The sequence below is a fragment of the Paenibacillus pabuli genome (assembly GCF_039831995.1).
Classification (GTDB): Bacteria; Bacillota; Bacilli; order Paenibacillales; family Paenibacillaceae; genus Paenibacillus; species Paenibacillus pabuli_C.
The window spans coordinates 38,256-58,009 of record NZ_JBDOIO010000004.1; the positions used below are offsets into that span (position 1 = coordinate 38,256).

19 protein-coding genes are annotated in these 19,754 nt (G+C 49.0%); 14 read left to right on the plus strand and 5 right to left on the minus strand.

Annotation, left to right across the window (positions count from 1 at the left end):
* Positions 1 to 5 precede the first annotated feature (5 nt).
* On the minus strand, positions 6 to 1,010 hold the full coding sequence (locus ABGV42_RS19680) for a Gfo/Idh/MocA family protein (RefSeq protein WP_347383327.1): 1,005 nt from the start codon (positions 1,008 to 1,010) through the stop codon (positions 6 to 8).
* 118 nt (positions 1,011 to 1,128) lie between these two features.
* Between ABGV42_RS19680 and ABGV42_RS19685 the strand changes: the two genes are divergently transcribed.
* The 3 genes from ABGV42_RS19685 (at position 1,129) to ABGV42_RS19695 (ending at position 3,190) form a co-directional block, all read left to right on the plus strand.
* Positions 1,129 to 1,965 (plus strand): AraC family transcriptional regulator, encoded by an 837-nt coding sequence (locus ABGV42_RS19685; protein ID WP_347383328.1) that lies wholly within the window; start codon positions 1,129 to 1,131, stop codon positions 1,963 to 1,965.
* A 112-nt stretch (positions 1,966 to 2,077) separates the two neighbouring features.
* Entirely contained in the window at positions 2,078 to 2,485 is a 408-nt protein-coding gene (locus tag ABGV42_RS19690; protein WP_347383329.1) for an Rrf2 family transcriptional regulator, read from the plus strand.
* Between the two features lie 255 nt (positions 2,486 to 2,740).
* Complete coding sequence (locus ABGV42_RS19695; protein WP_347383330.1) at positions 2,741 to 3,190, plus strand: nuclear transport factor 2 family protein; 450 nt, start codon at positions 2,741 to 2,743, stop codon at positions 3,188 to 3,190.
* Between the two features lie 117 nt (positions 3,191 to 3,307).
* On the opposite strand, the gene ABGV42_RS19700 is transcribed toward ABGV42_RS19695, so the two are convergent.
* Positions 3,308 to 4,687: an MFS transporter gene (locus ABGV42_RS19700; protein WP_347383331.1), complete on the minus strand. Its 1,380-nt coding sequence runs from the start codon at positions 4,685 to 4,687 to the stop codon at positions 3,308 to 3,310.
* A 211-nt stretch (positions 4,688 to 4,898) separates the two neighbouring features.
* Between ABGV42_RS19700 and ABGV42_RS19705 the strand changes: the two genes are divergently transcribed.
* Positions 4,899 to 5,222: an ArsR/SmtB family transcription factor gene (locus tag ABGV42_RS19705; RefSeq protein ID WP_347383332.1), complete on the plus strand. Its 324-nt coding sequence runs from the start codon at positions 4,899 to 4,901 to the stop codon at positions 5,220 to 5,222.
* A gap of 208 nt (positions 5,223 to 5,430) precedes the next feature.
* Positions 5,431 to 5,634, plus strand: a complete 204-nt coding sequence (locus tag ABGV42_RS19710) for an aspartyl-phosphate phosphatase Spo0E family protein (protein ID WP_347383333.1) — start codon at positions 5,431 to 5,433, stop codon at positions 5,632 to 5,634.
* 23 nt (positions 5,635 to 5,657) lie between these two features.
* On the opposite strand, the gene ABGV42_RS19715 is transcribed toward ABGV42_RS19710, so the two are convergent.
* Positions 5,658 to 6,536: a carbohydrate ABC transporter permease gene (locus ABGV42_RS19715; protein ID WP_095292286.1), complete on the minus strand. Its 879-nt coding sequence runs from the start codon at positions 6,534 to 6,536 to the stop codon at positions 5,658 to 5,660.
* A 34-nt stretch (positions 6,537 to 6,570) separates the two neighbouring features.
* Positions 6,571 to 7,536: an ABC transporter permease gene (locus ABGV42_RS19720; RefSeq protein WP_431523660.1), complete on the minus strand. Its 966-nt coding sequence runs from the start codon at positions 7,534 to 7,536 to the stop codon at positions 6,571 to 6,573.
* A gap of 245 nt (positions 7,537 to 7,781) precedes the next feature.
* On the opposite strand from ABGV42_RS19720, the gene ABGV42_RS19725 reads away from it, so the two are divergent.
* From ABGV42_RS19725 to ABGV42_RS19765, 9 genes are all read left to right on the plus strand, one after another.
* Complete coding sequence (locus ABGV42_RS19725; RefSeq protein ID WP_347383334.1) at positions 7,782 to 9,545, plus strand: sensor histidine kinase; 1,764 nt, start codon at positions 7,782 to 7,784, stop codon at positions 9,543 to 9,545.
* Positions 9,520 to 11,112: a response regulator transcription factor gene (locus tag ABGV42_RS19730; RefSeq protein WP_347383335.1), complete on the plus strand. Its 1,593-nt coding sequence runs from the start codon at positions 9,520 to 9,522 to the stop codon at positions 11,110 to 11,112. The genes ABGV42_RS19725 and ABGV42_RS19730 overlap by 26 nt, the downstream gene beginning before the upstream one ends.
* A 138-nt stretch (positions 11,113 to 11,250) precedes the next feature.
* Positions 11,251 to 12,903, plus strand: a complete 1,653-nt coding sequence (locus ABGV42_RS19735; protein ID WP_347383336.1) for an extracellular solute-binding protein — start codon at positions 11,251 to 11,253, stop codon at positions 12,901 to 12,903.
* Positions 12,904 to 13,417: 514 nt separating this feature from the next.
* Positions 13,418 to 15,115, plus strand: coding sequence for a DUF6138 family protein (locus tag ABGV42_RS19740; RefSeq protein ID WP_347383337.1), 1,698 nt, complete (start codon positions 13,418 to 13,420; stop codon positions 15,113 to 15,115).
* Between the two features lie 48 nt (positions 15,116 to 15,163).
* Entirely contained in the window at positions 15,164 to 16,210 is a 1,047-nt protein-coding gene (locus tag ABGV42_RS19745; RefSeq protein ID WP_347383338.1) for a hypothetical protein, read from the plus strand.
* A 250-nt stretch (positions 16,211 to 16,460) separates the two neighbouring features.
* Positions 16,461 to 17,288, plus strand: coding sequence for a hypothetical protein (locus ABGV42_RS19750; protein WP_347383339.1), 828 nt, complete (start codon positions 16,461 to 16,463; stop codon positions 17,286 to 17,288).
* A gap of 38 nt (positions 17,289 to 17,326) precedes the next feature.
* A complete protein-coding gene (locus ABGV42_RS19755) occupies positions 17,327 to 18,289 on the plus strand; it encodes a hypothetical protein (RefSeq protein WP_347383340.1) in 963 nt (320 codons plus the stop codon).
* On the plus strand, positions 18,290 to 19,027 hold the full coding sequence (locus ABGV42_RS19760; protein WP_347383341.1) for a hypothetical protein: 738 nt from the start codon (positions 18,290 to 18,292) through the stop codon (positions 19,025 to 19,027).
* A gap of 17 nt (positions 19,028 to 19,044) precedes the next feature.
* Positions 19,045 to 19,311: a DUF4176 domain-containing protein gene (locus tag ABGV42_RS19765; RefSeq protein ID WP_347383342.1), complete on the plus strand. Its 267-nt coding sequence runs from the start codon at positions 19,045 to 19,047 to the stop codon at positions 19,309 to 19,311.
* Positions 19,312 to 19,396: 85 nt separating this feature from the next.
* Here the strand turns inward: ABGV42_RS19765 and ABGV42_RS19770 are convergent, their stop codons facing one another.
* The gene (locus ABGV42_RS19770) at positions 19,397 to 19,672 is read right to left on the minus strand and encodes a WXG100 family type VII secretion target (protein WP_347383343.1); all 276 of its coding nucleotides are present in this window, start codon (positions 19,670 to 19,672) and stop codon (positions 19,397 to 19,399) included.
* Positions 19,673 to 19,754 lie beyond the last annotated feature (82 nt).

The following is a 19,754-nucleotide window of genomic DNA, read 5'->3' on the forward strand; positions in this document are numbered from 1 at the left end:
CTCGCTTATAGTGTAATTCGTGTACGTTCCTCTGCCGAACGAAGACAAGCTTCGAGCACCTTCATATTGGCTACCGCATCGGAAGAAGCAAAACGCAGATCTTTTCCTTGAAGTACGGCACGTGCCATGTCATCCCCCTGCAGGGAGTAATGATTGACCTGAGGGACCTCAACTTCCCTGCGCTCGCCACCAGCTGTGACGTAGAAGTTCGAGCTGCGGTCCGGATTGCTGATAAATGCGGACGGAACTTCGATAATGCCATCCGATCCCAGCACCTCCAGTGTATTGCGGAATGCAGCCCACATACTGCTGTCAAACGTAACGCCGACATGGTCATTGAATTCAAGCAATCCCGAAGCCATCATGTCGACATGGTCGTGCTCAGGGGAGAACATGCCGATAACCGTAACCGCAGAAGGTTCCTGGCCGAGCAGCAGTCGTGCTGCACTAATGGAATAACAGCCAATATCATAGAGAGCACCGCCGCCCCATTCACGCTTGAACCTGACATTGCCTGATGAGCCGGAATTATTGAACGAAAATGTACTATGAATGCCGCGAATTTCCCCAATTTCACCGCTGGCGATCACGTCTCTGATCTGGTCGTAACGGGGATGATGACGATACATGAAAGCCTCGGCGAGCAGTACTCCGGCATCATCACAGGCTTGCGCCATCTCGTGAGCTTCCTGCTCGGTTAACGCGAGTGGTTTCTCGCACAAAATATGTTTGCCTGCTTCAGCCGCACGGATCGTCCACTCCCGGTGGAGATGGTTGGGCAGGGGAATATAAACAGCGTCAATGGAGTCATCCTCCAGTAGTGCTTCATAGCTGCCGTAAGCCTGGGGGATTCCAAGCTGATCAGCAGTTTGTTTCGCTTTTTCCTCGTCCCGGCTTGCGATCGCAGCCACTTCATTCAACTCCGATTGTTGCAAACCAGGAATGACAGAACCTTTGGCAATGCTAGCGCTACCAAGAATGCCCCAGCGCAATTTTCGATCTGAATTCATGAGTTGTTTCCTCCTGTGGATGAATGTATATTGTGATTATAAGGAATAGATCAATGAATGAAAATGATAATATATTGAGATCTCTTAACACAATATTGCTTGCCAAGGAGATATATTCATGATGAGACAAACCGTATTGCTTACCCTTCAGGATATTCCATATTTTTGTTATCCCGAGTCCGTTGGGCATTATGTGGACCACCCAGAGCATTCTGTATTGCGGGAGACTGGTGCCCTTAATAACTTCAATATTCACTATGTTGCTTCTGGTAAGGGGTATGTGGAAGCGGACGGGATTATACATGAGCTTCGGGCGGGTCAGGCGGTACTTTATTTCCCGCAGCAGCGCCAGCATTATTACAGCAGTGAAGACGATCCGTGGGATGTACGTTGGGTTCACTTTTATGGCGAACGTCTCCATGACTATATGATTGAACGGGGGCTGCATCGCAATTTGCTGTGGACCCTGCGGCAGCAGGCCCCCTGGGAAGAGGCTCATCTGGCTTTGCTGGACGAAGCCGAGCAGAATCGGATGCTGCGTCCGGCCCAGCTGTCCACGTTGACGTATGCCGTACTGGCCGAGTTTGTCCAGCATGCGGTGCCTCTGAAGAATACACGTACCAGCCAAGCGGAGAACCGGATTCTCGGATTGCTCCCGCAGATGCAGCAGGAGGCATGTCAGCCGTTTTTGCTGCAGGATTGGGCAGATTTGGCGGGGGTCAGTTCATATTATTTTTGCAAATTGTTCAAGAGTGCAGTTGAGATGACACCGATGGAATTCGTAACCCGGTCCCGGCTGCAAATGGCGAAGCAGTGGCTGCTCGAACGCCCAACGGCCAATATAGGACAGATTGCCGAGGAGGCGGGATACCCGAACGCCAGTTATTTCAACCGTCAGTTCATGGCGCATGAAGGGATGACACCTACGGAATACCGAGGACTTTATCACAATTAATAAAATAATGAGGTTCGTAGTAACCGCGAAATCACAGACAGTCTGGGTTTGACAGCGAGCCCAATCAAGTCTATTATGGATAAATTAAATCCGTATACAATGAGGTGCCCTCATGAAATATTCAAAAGCAACCAACTATGCCTTGCATACCATGCTTCACCTTGTAATTACCGAACCGGAGCAGCTGGTTAGTGTTCATCAACTGGCTGATTTGCAGAAAGTATCGCCAACCTATCTGTCCAAAATATTAACTAAGCTGGTTAAGGCGGGCATGATTGAATCGACTTCCGGAGCCAATGGTGGCTATCGTCTGAGTCGCAAAAATCCGGATCCTTCGTTCCTGGAGATTATTCACGCCATTGAAGGACAGGCTTCCCTGTTCGAATGCTCTCAGAATCACAACGAGGGCTGTTTGATTCAACAAGTCATGATTCATGCCGAAGAACAGATGGAGAACTATCTAAGCAATAAGAAAATGTCCGAACTGGCTGCTCAGATGAAGGGTGCACATCGGGGATAACCTTGGGGGAAGAGCAGATCAGCTTCTAACGGAGTTCGATCCTTCATGGTTAGTTTGTATATAGGTACAAGTAGATCGGAAAGTCCGAGAGCGGCATTTAAGCAACAAGGCCTAGCTTTCGGACTTTTTCGCAGCTGTAATCAAGCAGTCAAGCGTATAATAAGCCGTTGTGCCTAATACAAACGTGGTGGTACAATAAGGAAGATTAATAGATACATATGTCTTAAACCCATAACATCTCTGGAGGGACAACACATGAGCCAATCAACCATCACAGGACTTGAACAATTGCTTGCACTGGAAAATATCCGCAATACGAAGGCACGCTATTGCCGCTTTATTGATACGAAGCAGTGGGACGCACTGGGTGATGTGTTTGCTCCGGATGCAGTAGCTGATTTCAGTACAGAAGGTAACCCCATTCCAGTATTAACGGGCCGTGACACTATTGTTCAGGTATTCCGCGATCTGGTGGATGTTGCCGTAACGGTGCATCACGTACACAGCGCCGAGGTTGAATTTGTATCCGAGAACGAAGCCAGGGTCATTTCTCCGATGGAGGATTGGGTGACGTTCCCCGAAGGCAATGAGAACAAATCCTTTCACGGATTTGGACATTACCATGAGACGTTTGTTCAGATCGACGGTCAATGGTATATCAAGCATACAAGCTTGAAGCGTCTGCGTTTGGATCTGTTTGAATAGTTATCATTAGGGATAAAAAGTAAAATCAGAATAGTAAAAGCCCCAAGAACATAGAGATCATGTCCTTAGGGCTTTTTGATATTGAGAAACCTAGACTGTCACTCTTACGAGCTTGGATTAGGACGAAGCGGAAGAGGCTTTTTTGCGGGACTGCATGGACAGGTATACCCAAGAGAACATCACGGATGCCAGAGCAACCACGGTCATACCCCAGAAAATATTCGTGTAGGCTGACGATAGGGACAGTTGCTGCATCGCAGTCAGAGCCACACCGGTTACGGCCACACTGAATGCACCGCTGAAGAACTGGCTGAGCTGGAATAGGCCCATGCCTGCGCCCACCTGATCCATCGTCAGGTTATTGGACAGTTCGTTGGAAACGCTGGTTGTGAGAGCAGAGAAACCTACACTCAGCAGAATATAAATGACCATAATGGCATAGATGCTGTTGTCTGCAAACAGAGCGAACAATCCGGCGGCAGCCAGCAGCAGCCATGGTGCAAATCTAAGCAGCAATGTATTGCCGTGCCTGTCAATCATTCGGCCAATCCGGTTGGAGAGCAGCATGGAAACAACTGCACCAGGGAAGATGACAAGTCCGGATTGGGCTGGTGTTAAGGCGTACAGGTGAGCCAAAATTTGCGGCAGCAGGAACAGAGTCGAGAAGTTGTTGATGTAAGAGACGATCCCGAGCGAGCTGAGCATCATATATTTTTTGTTTTTGAACAGGGCTGGCTGAACAAAAGGATCGACCGCACGGCGAATCCGCAGCCAGAACAAAAGTAATGCTGCGACACCAACAACGAGAGTTACCCACTCACGTGAAGTAAGGAACAGAAGAACCCCTGTGGTTCCGATCGCCAGAAGCAGTGCGCCCAACAAGTCGAAGGACCCCTTTTGCGGCATTTCACTCGGAAGCAGTTTGAAGAACACAGGGATCAGGAATAACGTTAACCCCGTTACAATAAAGAGATCATGCCATCCAAGGAATTGGGTAATACTTCCCCCGATGACAGGACCGAGTCCAAGACCAAGGGAACTGGCAGACATAATCACCGCCATGGATTTACCCCGTCTTTCACTTGGAACGTATCGTGTGATGAGCACGATGGCAAGTCCCGGCACGGATGCGGCGCCTGCTGCCTGAATCAGGCGTGCACAGAGCAGGATAATGAAGTGATTGCTGAAGAATCCCAGAACGGATGCTGCACCAAGCAAAGTGAGACCGGTTGTAAACAAGGTCCGAATTGGTACAAAGTCCGATAGGCGCGAAAAGGTAATCGACGATATGGCAAAAACGATGGAATAACCTGTAACGATCCAGGAAGAAGCAACGGATGAGAGCTGGAATTCGGCTGCAATTTTGGGCAGGGCCAGATTGAACATCATCGTATTCATGACGACGAGAACAACTGTGAAACCGAGCAAACTTACAATTAACCCTTCCTGTAGTCCGGTCGTTCGTTCCCCGGATGATGCGGTTGCAGTGTTGTTCATGAAAACCTCCTTGATAAAATGTGTAATTTCGCAATATTTCAGAAACGGTATGTAACATTTGCAAAATGAGATATACAGTGAATCCCATGCCTGACAGCAGGGGAACTATTGACGAAATTAGAATTAAAGTTCGATTGATATCGAACATTAGAAATATATCATGGAATTGTGCTAAAATACAATGGATAGTCTGAAAAAAGGAGACTACATCATGAAAATTTTGCATCATCCTTCAGTAGAGGATATTGAACTTTCTTCCGTGTTGTATGCTTTGAGCGATCCAACCCGTCTTGGCATTGTTGCGGAAGCAGCCAAGAGTGGAGAGCAGCCCTGCAGTCACTTTAATGCACCTGTTGTGAAATCCACGATGTCCCATCATATTCGCACCCTGCGAGAAGCTGGCGTCATTCGAGTACGTGTGCAGGGTACCCAGCATTTCCTTACACTGAGAACGGAGGATCTGGAAGCACGATTTCCAGGGCTCATGCAGCCTTTACTGCAGGCTGCTGATCAGGCGTCCACCCATCATTCCTAAAAAATTGTCCTTTCTTCAGACTGAAGAGGGGGCATTTTTTATTCCCACGAGGGAAATCTCCCTTAATACACCTGCTTATTTCAACCTCTACAAGAAAAAATATACAAATTTTAATTTTGGGGTAATCCGGAGCCCCCATTGTTCCGAATATTATAATAGATGGTCTTTTTTGGGTGATGGATATTGAAGGACAACAGGGGGCGGGAGTATGGTGCATAATCCGGAAACCATTCAGGAATGTATCGAAAAGGCACGGCAAAGGCTCTACCAGATCGCAAATTCACATGCGGAATTAATGCATCCGGAGGTCATTCGTCAATCGATGATTCTGGATGAGTTAATTAATGAATATAACAAAGCCATTCGGTTAAACAGAAAAACACCCCGAGACAAAAGCCCCGGGATGAGATGATGCGACAGTAATTCGCGTTCGTTCTATTCTTTTACCGCCCCAAGCACAATCCCCTTGACGAAGAAACGCTGCAGGAATGGATACACAAGCAGGATCGGCAGAGCGCCAATGAAGATCTGAGCCGCATTGACCGTACGTTGAGACATGTTCTGAAGCTGCGTTGCATCGACGTTCATGTTGGAGAAGTCCTGCTGTACGATAATGGTCTGCATCAACGTAGCCAGCGGATATTTGGAAGCATCATTCATATAGATGAGCCCGTCAAACCAGGAGTTCCATTGGCCTACCATGGTGAATAGCGAGATCGTCGCAATTGCGGGCATGGACACAGGCAGATAGATCCGAAACAAGGTCGTAATATGGTTAGCTCCATCAATAAAAGCCGCCTCTTCCAGCTCTTTCGGAACGTTACGGAAGAAGTTCATCATCAGAATCAGGTTCCAGACCGCAACCGCTCCTGGCAAAATCAGTGCCCACAGCGTGTTGATCAGCCCCAGCTTTTGAATCAAAATGTAGGACGGGATCAGCCCGCCGCTGAACAGCATCGTGAAGATAAAAAACCAAGCATACATAGAACGTCCCTTGAAATGAAGACTTTCCTTCGATAATGGATATGCCGTCAGGATGACCAGCACCATACTGAGCAGTGTACCAAGAACGGTACGCTGAACCGAGATCCAGAGGGCACTGAGAAAGTTGCTGTTCCCAAACGTTTTGGTATAGGCGTCTACCGTAAAATCAATTGGCCAGAGCGTGACCAGATTGGCAGAAGCGGCCGCCTTGCCGCTGAAAGAAACGGCCAGAATATGAACGAGCGGCAGCACACACAGCAGTGAAACGGCCGCAATGAAGAACAGGTTGAAGCCATTGAATATCCGGTATCCGGTCGTTTTGTGATACACCTTGATTCCCCCTTAATGCAGTATGCTGAGCCCCTTAGAAAATGCGGTAATTGGCGATTTTGTAGGCCATCCGGTAGGCAGTAATAACCAGGAACATCGCGACGAAAGACTTGAAGAGTCCAACGGCTGTGGCGAAGCTCATTTTGCCATTGAGGATACCCATCCGGTACACAAACGTGTCGATAATATCGCCTTTCTCATACACGAGCGGGTTGTACAGATTGAAAATCTGATCAAATCCTGCATTCAGAATATTACCAAGGGACAGCGTTCCCACCACGATAATCATCGGCACCAGGGCAGGGAGCGTAATGTGCAGCGTCTGCTTGAGCCGTGTTGCCCCATCCACCTCGGAAGCTTCATAGAGAGCCGGATTAATCCCCGCAAGCGCAGCCAGAAATACGATCGTACCAAATCCGAATTCCTTCCATACATCACTGATGACAACCGTTACCCGAAACCAGTCACCATCTCCGAGAAAGAAAATCGGTTCAATCCCTGCAGCTGCCAAGACCTGGTTCACCAGTCCGCCCTCTGGGGACAGCATGTCGAGCAGAATGCCGCCCAGGACAACCCAGGACAGGAAGTGGGGCAGGTAGACAAGCGTCTGCGAGAAACGTTTGAACGTAGAGTTTCGTACCTCATTCAGCAAAATGGCGAATACCACCGGGGCCACCAGGCCGGCCACAATTTTCATGGAAGCAATCAGTACGGTGTTCCAGATTACTTGTACACTGTCCGGATACTCGAACATGAACCGGAAGTTATCCCATCCCACCCATTTGGAGCCAGTGAATCCGAGCCACGGTTTGAAATCCTGAAAGGCAATAATAATGCCGCCCATGGGTACATAGGCGAACAGCAATGTGAGCAGTACTGCAGGCAGCAGCATCAGGTGCAGCGGCCATGTGCGTTTGAAGTTCCAGCGGGTGCGTTTGCGTGGATTGCGTATCTCCTGCCGCACCGACGTGTTGGTTGTTAATGGTTGTTCCATAGCCATCCGTGTCCCTCCTTATGTATCGTCCAGCCTCCGCATCGTAAGGCATTTTGGCCTCGGCAAAAAGTGGAGCAACTGAATTATAGCAACGGAAAAGGGCGTGCTATAGACCAACATTTCAAGGCGAATGTTGATTTGTTAACCTGTTGAGGCAATTAATGATTTCAAAATCAATATAGATATGAAAGGGTTTTCAATATAAAATAGGACTTCGGTAACGTTCGATCATATTTACGAGACAGGGTGAAATGATGAAATTTACAGTATTTGCAAAAACGGTTATTCTGCTGATCTGCCTGCTGGTGCCCATCTTGCTGCTCTATACATACGCCAATCAGGCGAATGTGGACATGGTCGTGGAGGAAAAACAGCAGTCAAGTTTGAACCAGTTCAATTATTTCAGCTCCCAGGTAGATAAAAATATTGAGCAGCTCTCGCTCTATGGGCTTACCCTTCTGAGAGACCCCAGCATACTGCATTACCGTTACATGACGGAAACGACCAGCCAGTATGAGAAGAACAGCATTTATCTCGACATTCTCGACAAATTATCGCTGTACCAGTCCACCAGCCGCTGGAAGAACGACATTACGATTCTGCTTCCACAGGCAGAACTGGTGTTATCCACCAAGGCAAGCCGAACCGTCTTCAATGAGAACATGCTTAAGTTTCCCCAGCCTGGACAATGGCAATTGGATGACGGAGGATTCACTTATTTCTTCACGGACAACTATGAGTGGAATGCCAAGCCAGCGACGACGGGGGTTCGTACCGTGATGGAAATTAATTTTGATCCGATGAATATTGTTGCCATGCTGGACGACTTCAAGGAGGCACAGGGAGGAGATCCCTTTCTATACGTGCCAGGCAATGACCCTTTATTAAACCGCAGCGCAGACCCTGATCTGGTGCGAGCCATCATGGAGAATATGCCTTTGAACGGGCTGGGCAGCGAGGGGAATCATCAGCTGGAGGCGGGAGGCAAGCAGTATCTGGTCAGTTATGTTCGCTCCAAACAGCTTCATGGCATCTATGTGAATCCCGTCGTGCTGGATGACCTGCTCACCCCGATGGATAAGAGCCGGAACATGTTTATCACGTCCATACTCTTGCTGCTGGCCTTGAGCATTGGGGCCGCATTGCTGCTCTACCGCAAAGTTCAGATTCCCATCTATCGCCTGATGCAGGGGCTGCAGCAGATTCGCAAAGGCCAGCTGTCGACCCGGATTCCGGTGGATCACTCACGCGATGAATTTGCATACCTGACCCAGAGTTTCAATCATATGGCGGAACAAATTCAGGAATTGATCGAGAAGGTGTACGAGGAACGCATTCGTTCAAGAGAAGCAACGCTCAAGCATCTGCAGTCACAGATCAATCCGCACTTCCTGTACAACTGCCTGTTCTATATTAAAAATATGACCCAGCTCGGCCATTCGGAAGCCGTTATTGCGATGTCGCTGAGTCTGGGAGATTACTACCGGTACATTACCCGGGATGAGAATGACATGACGACCGTGGAAGAGGAAATTCGGCTGCTGGACAATTACTTGTCCATACAGCAGATGCGAACCAATCGGTTATCCTACGAAATTGCCGTACCGCAGGAGCTGATGCAGCAGCACATTCCAAGGCTGCTCATTCAGCCGATTGTGGAGAATGCTGTCATTCACGGCATTGAACCAAGCGAGGGCAGTGGCCACATCGTGGTGACCGGGATGTCGGCCAAAGAGCCAATCGATGGCAAATCGTTCATCCGCTACAGTTTGTTTGTGGATAACGATGGGGTGACGTTGACACCCGAAGAGATTGAAGAACTGGAACGGGAAGTGAATGAGCCTATGGGCGAGGAGATCGGTACCGGCACTTGGAACGTGCATCAGCGTCTGGTTACGCGATACGGGCATTCATCCGGTCTTCATTTTGCAGCAATTCCTTACGGGGGACTTAGTGTTGAAATACGATGGTTTGAGGAGGAACAGTCTCATGATGAATTTAATGGTCGTGGATGACGAGCACTCGGCGGTGGAATCCATTGCTTCCTCTATCGCATGGAGGGAATATGGCATCGGTCAGGTATACAAGGCGTATTCGGTCAAGGAAGCGCTGCAGCAGATGGCTGCCCATCAAGTCCATATCATCATTACGGATATCCGCATGCCAGGCTTGTCGGGACTCGATCTCGTTAGTCATATTCGGCAAAAGTGGGAGCGAACCAAATGCATTATTTTATCGGGACATGCCTCTTTTGATTATGCGAAACAGGCCCTTAAACATGGAACGGTAAGTTACCTGCTTAAGCCGGTGCGTGATGAAGAACTGATCGAAGCCGTGCAGCAGGCCTCCGTGCAGATCCGGCTGGAAGGAGAGAAACAGCAGCTGCACCAGCGCGCCATGTATTCGGTAAGGGAACACTTGCCGGAGAAAAGGGCGGAGTTAATGAAGGATGTGCTGCTCGGGAGCAAGTTTGCCGATGATGAACTGGTGAGTAAGCTGGAGCAATTGGAGATCGGCTTTCGTCCCCAGGATAAAATGCAGCTGCTTCTGATCCGCTATGATGATCCGCAGCCAACGCACAAGGCATTTCGATTAATGAAATACGCCATATCCAATGTGGTGGAGGAAATCTTCAGCAGCAGCTACCATCTCTGCCATACCGATGATGCGTATGATGATCTGGTGTTCATGGCCAGTCCGAAACAGGCACAGTCTGAACCGGAACTGTTGATGGGACGGCTTGGCGAACGATTGATTCATAGTGTGAAGCAGTATTTGAATGCCACGATCTCATTATCCGTCAGCAAAACGGGGCGTTTTCCGCATCAGGTACCGCAGCTGTATCATCAGGCTGTAAGTGCCTTGCGGAAGCAGGCTGAAGCAGGGAAAGGATTGCATCTGAATGCTACAGCCAGCTCGCACGGAGCCTCATTGAAATCACTTGCTGCGCTCTATGAACCTCCTGGCCTGACAACGCTGCTGGAAGCCGGGAGAATGGACGATGCACATCGCAAGATCGATCAGATCTTTGCCGAGCTATCGGGAAGTGTATTTCCGGAGCATGTTTACGTTGCTTTTCATTATCTGGCTGCCGCTTTCTCTTACATGGCTCACCGGGAAGGCAAACAGTTATCCGATGTGCTTGGGGAACAATATCAGCAGCTGCTGAAGGATGGTTATGGTGTATCGCTGCGCAGTCTGGAGGCATGGACCCGAAACGTCATGCAGCAATGGACAGAGCGTACCCAAGACTCGGGTCAAGAGAGTGGGTCCACCTTGATTCGGCAGGTGCAGCACTGGATTGACCATCATCTGGGAGAAGACCTGTCCCTGCAGGTCATTGCGGGAGAGGTGCATCTGCATCCGGTGTATTTGTCCAAAATGTACAAACAGTCCACTGGCGAAGGCATCAGCGATTACATTATTCGCTCCAGAATGGAACGCGCTGTACATTTGCTGAAGCATACTGGAATGAAAATCTATGAAGTCGGCCAGGAAGTGGGATATAACAATACCCCTTACTTCATCCAAGTGTTTCGCAAACATTATGGCCTGACACCACAGGATTTTCGGAACGGTTAACAAATCAATATGAACATTGAAATTGTGATATATGTTTGCCTCCCCGGCTGCACTATCCTTTTCATGTAAGGTGCATTACGCATTAAATGATGCGAATTGCAGAAGGGTATTCAAAGTTACCTGAGGAGGGGTTTGTTCATGTATAGAAAGATGATGACGGCATTGCTTGCATTAACGATGGTTGCTGTAACAGCATGCAGTTCGGGGGCCAAGGAGGAGCCTGCCAAGGAAGCGGCTGCGCCGCTTGCGATGCAGGACGGGAAGTACGAACCAGCGGTGCAGATGAGCTACTTGCGGGCCTGGAACGATGATACGAAGTTCAAGAACGGGGAAACGGCACAGAGCAATGTGCATACCAAATGGGCCAAGGAGCGGCTCGGCATTGACCTGACCACACCGTGGGCCGTGTCAGTGACCAATGACGCCTTTTATACGAAGCTGCGTCTGTCCCTGTCGGCCAACGAAGAGCTGCCGGATATCGTCTCGATCCGTGGGGATTACAATTTGGTGCGTGAGTTGATCGAGTCCGGCAAATTTGCTGATGCAGGTGCACTGTTTGATAAATATGCATCCGACACATGGAAACAGGCGTCCGAATCGGCCCCGGAGGAATGGTATCCCTACATGTATGAGGGGCAGCGTTACGGCATTCCGATCTTCGACTATGCCTATAACGGCGATCCGGTGATGTTTATCCGGGAAGACTGGCTGAAGAAGCTGGGACTGGAAGAACCGAAAACGATCGATGAGCTGGTTGCGGTCATGGATGCATTCACGAATCAGGACCCGGACGGCAATGGCAAGAAGGATACGTATGGTTTGACCGTCGGCATGAAGAATGCGCTGAATACATGGATGACGGAGTCCGGCTGGATCTTCGGCATGTACAACACGATGCCAGGACAATGGAATGAGGCTGAAGACGGAACACTGCAATACGGATCGATACAACCCGGAGTGAAGGAAGGCCTTGCTACAATGAAAGATTGGCTGTCCAAAGGCTATCTGCCCAAGGAAGCTGGTGTATACGATGAGATCAAGGCTGCAGAGCTGTTTACGGCAGGAAAGGCCGGGATCATCGTGGGTCCGCACTGGATGCCCAACTGGCCGATTGATGACGTGAAGAAAAATGTGGACGGTGCCACCTATAAAGCCATTGCTCTGCCAACAGGCCCAACGGGTGAGAGTCATCACCATGGTTCCGGGGCAAGCAACGGGGTTGTGTTGATCAACAAGGATATGGCTAACCCGGAAGTGTTCTTCACATATCAGAATTATCTGTTCGATAACTTTGCCAATCCGGAAGTGGGCAGTGAGTTCGAGCATGGATTTGCTCAAGGCTATGACTTTGACATTGTAGACGGCAAAGTTGTTGGCGAGGCTGAAGTGAAAGATGGCGTATCGCCGCTGAAATACACGATTACCTATGACGGTGCGCGGATTCCGGACCTGATGATGGATACGCTCGCAGAGCTGGCGACAGGCAAGGAGCCTGAGACGCCTTTTGAGAAAAATACGAGCATCGCTAACAAACCGGAAGTGTTTGCTGCAGCTCAAGTCGTGGTTGCCCATAAGGATGATGCGATCAAGAACAAATTCACGGGTGCGCCTACCGACACGATGAAGATGAAGAAAGACGCACTCGATAAGCTGGAGAAGGATACGTTCAGCAAAATCATCTATGGCCAGGTTGGCATTGAGGAATTTGATGCCTTTGTAACGAAGTGGAAGTCCATGGGTGGCGACGATATTACCGCCGAAGTGAACGAATGGTTTAAGACCGTGAATTAATACGGTAACTGATTCAACAGCAAGAGGGAGGTTACACTTTGCCACTCCGATTGCAGTACCATCTTTCGATCGCTGTTATCCCCAGATTTTTTTGATTCCTCTATTTAGAGGATAAAATCCGGAGATAAAGGCGAGCGCTTCGCTTCTCCAGATTGGTTCTGCACTCTCCGTTTTCGTGTAATCTTAACTGTCTGAATGGAATCATACTAAAGTATTAAAAGTAGTTAGCGTGTTTCGTGAATACACCGGATTTGGGCGGAAAGTCGCCTGACTCCGGTGTTTTTTGGTATGAGTACAGGATGCACAGACAGGTGCAGAAGGATAGATCATCTATTTTCTTAGCCAACAACCGTGCATAAGTCTCATTGTTCCAGGTGTGCTTGAGAGAGTAAAATAATAGGTGTTATGCGAACATCAATACGTATTTTCACTGGCATGATTTATGGAGCGGTCCTGAATGAATAGAACATGAGCTTAATTTAATAGAGTTCGATTACGAAAGGCAGGAGATTAGATGAGTACACTTTATGATCAGGCAATGGAAGAGATGATCGGGGCCATTCATGAATGGTTTGATGAACAGGGGAAGCGAAGCGATTTGGACAAGACCGTGAAGCGAACTACGCTGCAGATGGGGATCTTCGATGATATTTTACTGGATTACAGACCAGGCCGGACGACGGTCGACAGTTTGGATCTCGGTTTGGATGATGACTTGAAATCCAGGAACGCAGGTCCATTTACGGAAGAACAGGTGCGAAGCGAAATTCAGCCTCAGCTTGCAGATGTGATCCGGAAAAGAGTAAACGAGCTGGTGGATACGCCATTGATCGACTACCGTTTTACCTTTCGCGGGAAGTTTCCAACGACCGAAGGGAAGCTGCAAGTGACGCTGTTTGAATATATGAACGAAGAGAAGAAAGAGCGGCTGCTGGAACGCATTCATACCTATGCGGAACAAAAGCTGGAGAACGGTACATATCCTACGAAGCCGCTGGAATCTTTTTTTCTGACACGTCATTTGCTTGATCCGAAGCTGTTTCCCAAACCGAACATCGCCTGGATTCTTGCTCAATATGATCGTATCCAGGAATTAAATAAAGGCCGTCAGGATGCCCTGGCGGAGCATCGCGGCAATATCATTCGTGCATTGACGGATTGGGCGGAGAATCAATTTTTGCCACAGTATTATGATATCCAGTCATCGGCGTACAGGTCCAATGAATATGCACTCAAGCCAGGCGCCGTTCTGGTACAGAATGAGCCTCATGGAGAGGTTGAGAACCATCAACAGCAAGAGGCGGAGCCTATTGATCTGTTGCTGTATGCAGCAGTCATGATTCTACGTTTTGAGCCAAGCTACAGTAAACCGACAGGTCTTACTTTCCTCGAACTGGCGAAACAGCTGGGAAGCAGCCGCGCAGCTCGGATGATGACGGAAGGCAGCGGCACTTATGCGAAGGAAGACATGTATGTGAAGAATGAACAGGTGGAATGTACGGCTAATGATGTATTCTCTACCATTACAGTCGTTATCCGCAAGGAGGAAGCATCTGCCTATGAGCAGGCGCTGGCTTTCATTATTCGTTTACTGAAGCAAGGCTTCCCGAAAAGCTATAAGATCAAGCTCAAATCGAAGGTGAAACAATACTTGCCGATAAAGGGACTCGCCAAGTCGGATACTCACCGGTTCTTCGCCAATGCACTGGAGTATCCGAACCTGCACCCTCTTCTTGAAGAGTACGCTCGTGAAGCCATTGAAGAATTTGAATGGTATGGTGACACAGAGGGCGAGAAGAACTGTATGCCAGGCAGTTATGCCACGTTTGGACTTGGGCTTGCAGACGAGGGGTATTCCCCGTTAGTTGAATTTTACATGGGAGAAGTGGACGAGGAACACCAGTTGGTGCAGGATAAATTCACCGTTGCCTTTGCCGAAAAGCATGGTGTAACTCCTGGCTCTATACCTGCATTGGTTGCCTGCCTACGACGTTCGACGGATAGCTTGAAGCTGAAGATCCAGCCGGAACTGGAAAATGAGGAGAAGCTTGCTCTTATGGTGCAGCAGATCAACGGATTGGAAACCTATGAAGTGGAGCGTGTGATATATCCGATCTGGGGCAAGGTGGAGAAGCTTGCAGGTTTGGCCCGCAAGGCCGAAGGGAAACGGAAAGAGCTGCTGCTTGAGATCCTGCAGGCCGCAGGTAAATAGGGGCTTTGCCATCAAGGAGTGGAAGAGCAGCCGGAAAGAGGGAGAGCCATGGAAGCATGTACTCGTGGCATATGGGCAGGGCTATCGTTTCAGGAAAAAGAACAACTGCTGCGCGGGATGATCGCCTTATGTCCGTCAGGTATGGAGTATATCGGTGTAAGAATGTTCGAACGCTTCGGTCAGCGAACCGAAACGGGGGTGTTTTTGCACGCAGGACGAGAGTTTGTGTTTGTACCTGGAGACCGTGTTACCTTAGGGTGGAATCGATGGCAGGATGGCATGAATGAAGAGACTTCGGCAGATCTATTCGAGACGGTAAGTGAGTATGGCGTAGAGGATGTGCGTGCTTTTCTGGCGGGCCAAATGTCGCCTGTGAGAGATGCAGCTATCGCTCCCATGCTGGTGGAATGCGGGACTCAATCGCTTGGCTGGATTGAAGTTACCGAAGAAGAAGCATGCGCAAGGCATGAACCTGATTTTGCAGCAGAGCTGGAGAGATTCAAGCATTCTGAACTAAAGAGCTTTGAGCAATATCAGGCGTTTCGCCTGGATCGTCAAGGTGAAGATGTGCGGATACAATTGTACAACGAGGGGGTTACGCTCGAAGCCCTGCTGGAGGAACAGGCTGAAGCGGGTTTTGGCTTGCTCACCGAAGATGAATGGGAGTACTTGTATGGGGGTGGCTGTCGTACGTTATTTCCCTGGGGCGACAGTTTCGATTACACGATGAAGTTGAAGCACTTTGGAAGCTTGGAAAGGCTGACTGTGATGGTAGAGGAATCGGCCGAAACGGATCCGTCGCTTGTAGTAGAAGATAAGAGGCCGTATCATTTGGAACTGCCCAATTTTTTTGGCCTCCAGTTTGCTGGAGATCCGTACAAAGTTGAATTGACGGTGGATCCGTCTGGAGAAGTGCTGCCCAAAGGCGGCGATGGCGGCGGCATGATCTGTGGCGGCATGGGTCCTTTGGTTGGTTATCTCCCTGCCGCTGCGGTATATTATCGTGACGGCAGCGCCGATGAACTGGATTGGGAAGATCTGATTGATTCCATGTATTACAGAAGAGTTATTCGTTTAACCGATCTGGCTCTGTGACGATAAGAAGCAGTGGGGGCATCCGCTCCTTGCTGCTTCTTTTGTTTGTTGCTCCTCATTCGAAATTTCAACATTGAGAAGTGATTCAACCCTGTGCATTTCCACGGCTTAGTGGGTAAATATAATCAGGTTTAACGTCCCAAGAACAGGAGCGGGGGCGCATTGAGCCTGAATGCCTATCCTTTTACAATAAACAGATAGGCTCTTCCATTGGAGTTTGATGCATATATCATGGAAAAGAGGAATGACTGTGCCTACATATACTTCGTTTACCTGTACTGGCCGGGAGGCTCTGTTTCTATTTCAGTTAATGAATATCCCGGAAGCTGAAGTGATCTTTGCACATCTGAATGATGCTGCATTACAGGGTGAGCAGGCCGAGCGTACTTTTGAAAAAATAAAAACCGATCTGATCCAGGATGGCGTTATAGAATCTGAGGATAACGTCATTACCATACATCCGCAAGTGAATCAGCTGCTCCAGGGCTGCAAGCTCAGTAGCGCAGTGATGAAACTTCACCTGCTTACATCCACCTCGGAACAGAGTGAATCATCTCTGACCTATGGCTTCATATCCGGCACGAACATGGTTGAATGGCTCTGGAATCCTGAACAGGATCAGGTGACCCTGACTTCGTTTGAAAGCTTGCAGGACTTGTTCCGGATTATAGGCAATCGGATTGAATTGCCTGATTGTGCCGAGGAATCCATCCATACCCCCATTCGGAAGGATACTTTGCAGCAGCTGCTGGCACTGACGAAACAATCCGGAATGGAAAGGATGACACTCGCCTTGCGACAGGACCGGTATGTGCATACAACTGCAATCCATGAGCTGGCCCAAGCGTTTGTAAACATCCAAAAACAAGGGCAGTTTGAGGTATCTACCCGGGGGATGCAGGACAAACCACAGACGATTCATTTTATTGGCAGCCCTAGGGGCAATTGGTTATTTATCGACAACCAGGAACATGAAGAAAGAGAGACATTTACTGCATTCAAGATAACAGAAGAAGAATTGGTTCAGAGTCTTTTTCTGCTAACGACGCGTTCGTTATCCATCTTGCCTGCCGTTTAGTCCCATAGAACGTAGGTAAGCTAAAGGGGGAGAAACAGTTGTCCAAGATTATTATGAAATCGGAGTACCTGAACTCGCTCGCACAGCAGATTGAACAGGTTACTGCGCAGCTGCAGCAGGTGGATGGTGTGCTCCAGCGCTCCATTCAGGGAGCGGCCTGGCAGTCGGGGAACCGGCAGACCATCATCGGTCTGTACCAGTCGCACCAACAGCGGTTTCAGACCGCAGGACAGAGCATGCAGCAGCTGGCTGCATATGTGAAAACCACTCGTGAACGAATGGAACAGGAGGATCAATCCGGGGGCACATTTGGGCTGACCGGCATTAATCCACTTGCACCATTCGATGGGCCTGGCAGCACGGCGGGGACACTGACGGCTGCTGCGGCTGTTGCCAAACTGGGGTACCGGGTCAGGAATGGTTATATGGTGAAGCAGCAGCTTGATCGGAATACGCCACGAATTTTGGTTCGCGAAAGCTATGATTCCGTCAAGAATAATCCGTTAGTCAATGGCAGACCCCGAGATTACAAAATTCATTACGTTCGTGACATTGAAGCCAAAATAGCCAACGGAACAGCCACGCCTCAGATTAAGGAAATCGCCTCGATGATCAAACCAGGTTATGCGGTCCGGTCAGCATTAACGGACAAGCTGGGTTGGGCCAGCGTCGGCATTGATGTTTTTACCGATACACAGGAGAACATCAGCCAGAACGCATCCACTGACAAAATTGCCGGGGATATCATCGGAAACGTTGTCGTTGGTGGGGCAACGACGGTAGGAGCAACCCTACTGACCGCTGCGATTCTACCCGCTGCGGCACCCGTGCTGGCCGTTGGTGCGGTTGGTTTGGGCGTATCCGTAGGATTGACGTATCTCGCAGAAGGGGTAACCATGAACATGGATCTGGATGGCGATGGACAGGATGATTCCGTGAAAGACGTGGTGAAACACGGAGCGAAGAAGGCCTGGTCTACCGTATCAGGATGGTTCAAATAGATGGCACGTCAGAAACGTTCCACTTCATCGACGAACACTACGGCTGCAAATAGGGTAGAAGGAACCTCCTACCACCAGGACTCGTTTGAGAATTATCTTGCGGTATATGCAGCGGATGGGATTCGTTTCAGTGCAGGTACGCTAGTGCTCTTCTTTCTGAACGTTTTCCTGCTGCTCCCGATATTCAGTGTTCCGTTCCAGTCCCTGTATGCTTATATTCTGCTGCCTCCTCTGGCAGTCATGAATGTGTGGGCAGTAGCATTGATTGTGGCACCACGCAGACTGCAGCTGAATTATGTTTTGTTCCGCGGAGTATTTGGGGTTGTTTGTTCCCTGGGATTCATGATCATCGTGCAAAAGTTTGCCTATGGCATGCTTGGACTGAGAACCCCATGGTATGCAATCGGGTCATTTGCAGTGTACGGCTTCGCCTTGTATCAGTATGCCAGATTTCACCTGCGTAAACTGCAGCAGTCTCCACATCGCCCCAAAGCGGGTGCAAACTCGCGTATGCCTGTCGCTACACTGACCATGCTGACCGGAGCCGGTTATCTGATAGCAAACCTATCGTTGGCCTTTGTAACGCAGCAGACCGTTGCGGTGGTTCTGATGTGTGTATATATTATGCTGGCTTTTGTTGTATTTCACTTTATCATGGATATGCATCGGTATTACTGGCTGCGCCGGGTACTGCATGCCCCGAAGGAAACCACTGCCCATAAAGCGCAGAATAGTTGAAGGAGGCTACATACCATATGGAAAAAGATACATTGACTTTACTGCCCAACGGCTCCGTAATCCGGCTGAAGGAAGGCACCAAAAAGCTCGTCATTTACGGTCGCAAGCAGATGTTAATGACAGAACCGCCTCGTCAGTTCGACTATATTGGATGTTTATACCCGGAAGGATATATTAATCCGGATTATACGTATGTATTCAATCATGAAGATATCGAAGAGATCATTTTCAGAGGGTATGTGGATGAGGAAGAAGAAGCATTTGCTGCAGATTTGAATGAATAATGGGGTTGAGTTGAAAAAATGAACATTATGAACTTTGCGGTAGTATGCAAAGCTCAAATACAACCTAATGGATAACGGATCAGTCCTAGCGTGACTGATCCGTTTCACGGAAGCGGGTTGCCGTCTGCTGCAGGCTGGTGCTGGTTTCCTGCAACCCAAGCAGATAATTGCTGATCGATGTCATACTGTCATTGATCCGCTGCATGAATTCACGCTGCCGTTCACCTTCCCACTGGCCTTCGGCTTGAGCCACCATCGTTCTCAGCTGTGCCAAAATATCATTACCATTCTGGGAAGCCTTGCTGAATTCACCTGCCAGCTGTTGCAGCTCCTCAGGCGAAAGGTCTATCCGTTGGTTCATTGTTTTTCCCTCCTTGTCTGTTCAGGCCTCTGTTAATTGTACATATACCTTTCATTATAACCCCATCCTGAGCGAAATGAAG

Excerpts from the sequence above, each read along its gene's own strand:
- ABGV42_RS19735 (WP_347383336.1), top strand. The coding sequence starts at position 11,251 with ATGTATAGAAAGATGATGACGGCATTGCTTGCATTAACGATGGTTGCT.
- ABGV42_RS19770 (WP_347383343.1), bottom strand. The coding sequence starts at position 19,672 with ATGAACCAACGGATAGACCTTTCGCCTGAGGAGCTGCAACAGCTGGCA.
- ABGV42_RS19725 (WP_347383334.1), top strand. The coding sequence starts at position 7,782 with ATGATGAAATTTACAGTATTTGCAAAAACGGTTATTCTGCTGATCTGC.
- ABGV42_RS19695 (WP_347383330.1), top strand. The coding sequence starts at position 2,741 with ATGAGCCAATCAACCATCACAGGACTTGAACAATTGCTTGCACTGGAA.
- ABGV42_RS19710 (WP_347383333.1), top strand. The coding sequence starts at position 5,431 with ATGGTGCATAATCCGGAAACCATTCAGGAATGTATCGAAAAGGCACGG.
- ABGV42_RS19730 (WP_347383335.1), top strand. The coding sequence starts at position 9,520 with ATGATGAATTTAATGGTCGTGGATGACGAGCACTCGGCGGTGGAATCC.
- ABGV42_RS19680 (WP_347383327.1), bottom strand. The coding sequence starts at position 1,010 with ATGAATTCAGATCGAAAATTGCGCTGGGGCATTCTTGGTAGCGCTAGC.
- ABGV42_RS19705 (WP_347383332.1), top strand. The coding sequence starts at position 4,899 with ATGAAAATTTTGCATCATCCTTCAGTAGAGGATATTGAACTTTCTTCC.
- ABGV42_RS19700 (WP_347383331.1), bottom strand. The coding sequence starts at position 4,687 with ATGAACAACACTGCAACCGCATCATCCGGGGAACGAACGACCGGACTA.
- ABGV42_RS19720 (WP_431523660.1), bottom strand. The coding sequence starts at position 7,536 with ATGGCTATGGAACAACCATTAACAACCAACACGTCGGTGCGGCAGGAG.
- ABGV42_RS19765 (WP_347383342.1), top strand. The coding sequence starts at position 19,045 with ATGGAAAAAGATACATTGACTTTACTGCCCAACGGCTCCGTAATCCGG.
- ABGV42_RS19690 (WP_347383329.1), top strand. The coding sequence starts at position 2,078 with ATGAAATATTCAAAAGCAACCAACTATGCCTTGCATACCATGCTTCAC.
- ABGV42_RS19760 (WP_347383341.1), top strand. The coding sequence starts at position 18,290 with ATGGCACGTCAGAAACGTTCCACTTCATCGACGAACACTACGGCTGCA.
- ABGV42_RS19745 (WP_347383338.1), top strand. The coding sequence starts at position 15,164 with ATGGAAGCATGTACTCGTGGCATATGGGCAGGGCTATCGTTTCAGGAA.
- ABGV42_RS19740 (WP_347383337.1), top strand. The coding sequence starts at position 13,418 with ATGAGTACACTTTATGATCAGGCAATGGAAGAGATGATCGGGGCCATT.
- ABGV42_RS19685 (WP_347383328.1), top strand. The coding sequence starts at position 1,129 with ATGATGAGACAAACCGTATTGCTTACCCTTCAGGATATTCCATATTTT.